Origin of the sequence: Flavonifractor hominis, from assembly GCF_040095835.1 — a bacterium.
In the GTDB taxonomy this organism is placed as follows: Bacteria; Bacillota; Clostridia; order Oscillospirales; family Oscillospiraceae; genus Flavonifractor; species Flavonifractor hominis.
The window spans coordinates 1-4,398 of sequence record NZ_JBBMFT010000026.1 but is presented as its reverse complement, the minus strand read 5'-3'; the positions used below and the strand labels follow the sequence as shown (position 1 = coordinate 4,398).

1 protein-coding gene is annotated in these 4,398 nt (G+C 58.5%); it reads right to left on the bottom strand.

The features are described from left to right. A partial coding sequence (locus WMO45_RS13565; protein ID WP_349141423.1) for a glycoside hydrolase family 3 C-terminal domain-containing protein occupies positions 1 to 4,232 on the bottom strand: 4,232 nt, incomplete at its 3' end. Positions 4,233 to 4,398 lie beyond the last annotated feature (166 nt).

Sequence of the window (4,398 nt, the reverse complement as noted above, 5' to 3'; positions counted from 1 at the left end):
TGGTCGGGCTCGTTCTCGCCCTCCACCACGGCGTTGAACTGCTGGGTGGTGCCGGCCTGCACGCTGGCGGTGGCGGGAGAGACGGTCACCTTGGTGACCACGGGAGGCAGGACCTCGGCCTCGCCGGCGGCGGTGATGACCACGTCGCCGGTGACGGCGGCGATGGACAGCGCTCCGGTCTCGGAATCATAGGTGTAGCCCTCGCCGGCGGTCAGGGTCTCGCCCGCCATGGTGACGGTGACGGTGGCAGGCAGAGTGTAGCCCTCCTCGGCGGCCAGGGTCACATTCAGGGGCTGGCCCTCCTCCACCTGGGCGGGAGCGCCTTCGGCGGTCAGGTTGGTCAGGGCGTAGGTGACGGCGTAGGTCTCCACGGGCGCCTGGCCTTCTGTCGTAAAGGACAGAGTATAGGGCTGAGCCAGATCGTTTCCGGCTGCATCCTTGATCGCCTTAGCAGGCACTGTGAGAGTATAGGTGGTTCCACTCTTGAGATCAGCGGTGGGGTCAATCGTTAGCGTGCGCTTGTCCACCTCTTTGGTCAGCTCCACAGGGGTTCCGGACGCTTCTGTAAGCGTGATGGACTCATAAGCGGTGCTGGGCTGCACATCTTCGCTGAAGCCAAGTGTAATGGTCTGGTTCACAGGCACGTTTTCCGCACCGTTGTCAGGCGTGCTGGTAAGAACGGTGGGAGCCACATTATCGCCGGTCTCCATGCCGCCGCGGATCACTACGCGGTCAATATTGGGGCCAGCTCCGATGGAAACGATTTTCAGCTTCTTGTTGTCGGTAGAAAGGGTAATATTGCGCAGTGTCTCATTGTCCCATGTGGTCCAGCCGTCATTTCCCGTACCGGTGGGGTTGATCTCCAGCCGGCCCACTTCGACTCCGTCCACATAAACAATGCAGGGTCTGGCGGCATCGGGAGTGGCATAGCGCACCTCAATGTCGTACGGCGAAAATGTCTCGATGGAAAGGTCGATCTCCACATAGCTTCCGGCTCCGCCGTAATCGGCAAAACCGGTGCCGGTAAAGCCTTCACGGTTGCTCTGCACCGTGGTACCTCCGCCCATCGTGCCCTCCTCAGCCTCGTAGACGGTTCCGTCGCGGCTGATGATAAGGCGGTCAATGTTGGGACCATTTTTCGTCGTGTTCACCAGCTTGAAGGTATGCTCACCCTCCGTGAGCTGGAACTGATAGCCCTCGGTCAGCCAGGTCTCCCAGGCCGCGTTCTGCAGCTCGCCATCGGTATAGAACTTGTAGCTCTGCGCTTTGACTCCGTCAATATACAGGTCACAGGGGCGGCCACCCAGAGATGTGTAGCGGAAAGACACGGTATATTCATCCGTCTCAGGAATCTGGGCTGTCCATTCAATGGTACCGAATTTGTCCTTATCGGGATCATAGAAACCAGATCCCTTGTAACCGTTGTGGTTTTTGGCAATGACGCCATCCGTTATGACCACGCTGGGATCCTCGGCTTCGATGGCAAACCCGTCAAAGCTGTCCAGATCGGGCTTGGGCGGCTCGGGATCGGGCGTGTCAGGAGCAGGCTCCGGGGTCTCCACCACGTAATCCACGTCCTGTACGATGATGCTGTCCAGATCAAACCCCATTACATCAGCTGTGAGCTTGACCGTATTCTCGCCTTCCTGCAACGTCACATCCACGCTGTCATAGTTCCAGATATCCTTGACCTGGGCGCCGTTCTGGACATAGCAGGTGGGCTGGCCATAGATCACGCCGATCTTCTCGCCATTGACCTCGACGGTAGACTGGGCGTTGCCCGCATTGGGCTGGGAGTATTTGAAGATCAGGGAATAGGTTCCGGCCTTATCGGCATTGACCGTAAAGGTACCGTTGCTGCCTTTGTCCTGGAATGTGACATAGCCATCGCCGGTCCAGTTTTCGCCCTCGCTGCCCGTGGCAGTCCCGGTGGAGTCGGTCATGGCCCGCTCCGCCTGTACCACCTGATAGCGCTCGTCAGGCTGGGTATCCTCCGTCAGCTCAAAAGCGACCTGGGTGATCACTTCGGAGGAGGAGCGGCAGAACTGGGCATTGAACGTACCTGCCTCTGCCATCCAGGAGTGGACCTCGTCGTCCCAGTAGCTCAGATCAGACTTATCCAAGGTAAAGGAAACGGTTTTCGTCTCATCGGGCTGCAGCTCGATTTTCTCAAAGCCCTTCAGCTCGCGCACGGGGCGGTCGATGGTGGACTCCTCGTCGTTGATGTAGAGCTGCACCACTTCCTTGCCTGCCACCGTTCCGGTGTTCGTTACGTCCACCGACACGGTCACAGTCCCCTCGGGATCCATGGTGGGAGAGCTCACCTTGGCATTGCTGTACTCAAAGGTGGTATAGGACAGGCCATGGCCGAAGGGGAACAGGGCGTCGGCCTTGTCGTCCAGGTTGTGCCAGCGATAACCGACGTACACACCTTCGTCGTAGTTGATATTCTGGTTTTTCAGATCCCGGTTGACATAGCCCACCGTGTCCTCAAACCGCTCAGGAATGCTGTGCGGCAGACGGCCAGAGGGGTTCTTTACGCCAAAGAGCAGATCTGCCATGGCATTGCCCTGCTCCTGACCGGGATAGAAGGCCTGGAAGATTCCCGGCACCAGATCCACAAAGTCGGTCAGCTCCACCACGGAGCCGGTGACGATGACCACCGTGTTGGGATTGGCCTCTGCCACCGCCTGGATCAGCTGCAGCTGCTCAGGGGGGAAGTCCAGATCATCACGGTCGCCGCTCTCGGTATCAGGCTCCGGATAGCTGGTGTTGGGCATGCCGTTTTTCAGGCCAGCCACGATTACCGCCACTTCGGATTCCTTGGCGGCTGCCACCGCAGCGTCAATGCTCTTCTGGATCTCCGCCTTTTCCTCCTCGGTAGGCGCATAGGGATTTTCGGGGTTATACGTATACTCAGGCACATTGAGCTGGATGTCCGTGCCCTCCACCGCTTTCTGGATACCCTGGAGGTACGTCACCTCATAGGGCGGGTTGGTGGCTCCGCTGCCGCCGGGGCCGGGACGGTAGAAATCGGCCGAGTGCATGGGGCCCAGCACCGCAATGCTCTTGATCTCCTCTTTGTTGAGGGGAAGGATGTTCTCCTGCGCATCCTTGGCGGGCTCATTCTTCAGCAGCACAATGCCTTCTTCGGCCACCTGGCGCTCCACCGCGGCATGCTCGGGCGTATTGATCGAGCCCTCGGGCAGACTTTCCTCGCCCATAACGCCGGTCCGGTACAGCAAGCGCAGCATGTTCTCAGCCGCCTGGCTGATGACGTCTTCACTCAGGTTTCCATTCTCTACCTCTTTCAGGAGGTTGGACCAGTGATAGACGCCAGTGGCACGTCCGGGCATGGACAGATCCAGGCCTGCCTTAGCGGCAATGGTGTTGGTTCGGGTGCCACACCAATCGGTAAGCGCCACACCGTCGAATCCCCACTCATACCGCAGCAAATTGGTGAGCAGATAACGGTTGTCACTGGTATAAGTACCATTGGCGCGGTTTGCCGCAGTCATCAGGCTCCAGGCATCCGCTTCCTCTACCGCCGCCTGGAAGGCAGGCAGGTAGATCTCGTGCATGGCACGCTCGGACATATTAGCGCTGTAATTGTTGCGGTTGTCCTCCTGGTTGTTGCCCATATAGTGCTTGATGTTGGCGGCAACCTTCTGGGACTGCACACCCTTGACATAGGGCACCGCGGTACGGGCGGTCAGATAGGGATCTTCGGAATAGTACTCAAACGTACGGCCGCCGGTGAGATCCCGGTTGATGTTAAACGCAGGCGCTTCGAACAGTGCCACATCCTTGGCCCTGGCCTCTTCGCCCATGACCCGGCCAGCTTCCTCAACCAGCTCCTCATTCCAGGTAGCGGCCAGAATCAGACCGGAGCCGAACGAGGTATGGGTGCCGCCCACCTGAGAGGTGGCCGGAGTATTGTTGACTCCCATCGGCCCGTTTGCCATGTTCAGGAACGGGATCCCCATGTGGGGAATGGCTTTGGTCTGGTGGTGATACCAGCCGTCCTGTCCAACCTCACCTTCGATGCCGCCCTGCATCAGTGAGGCGCGGTGACGCAGGGACAAGGTGGCCAGAGTCTCGTCAATTTGTTCTTCAAACGGCGAAAAGGGCTCGCCGCCTATCTGGCCGCTTGCCAACGCCGTCGGCATGAGCAAAGAGGTGCTCATAGCCAATGCCAGCGCCGAGGCTAGCAACCGCTTGTGTGCTTTCATGTTTTTTCCTCCTCATTTCCACTTTCACTTATTCGTATATGGAGATTGAACTCTGGAACACCACCTCTCCTTTTACTCTCAATATCTCACCTTTCGCCGATTGGGCGCGGAAGATATACTGAAACAGGCGTCCCATGGCCTTCCAGCCCTGTTGATACGGATTTTT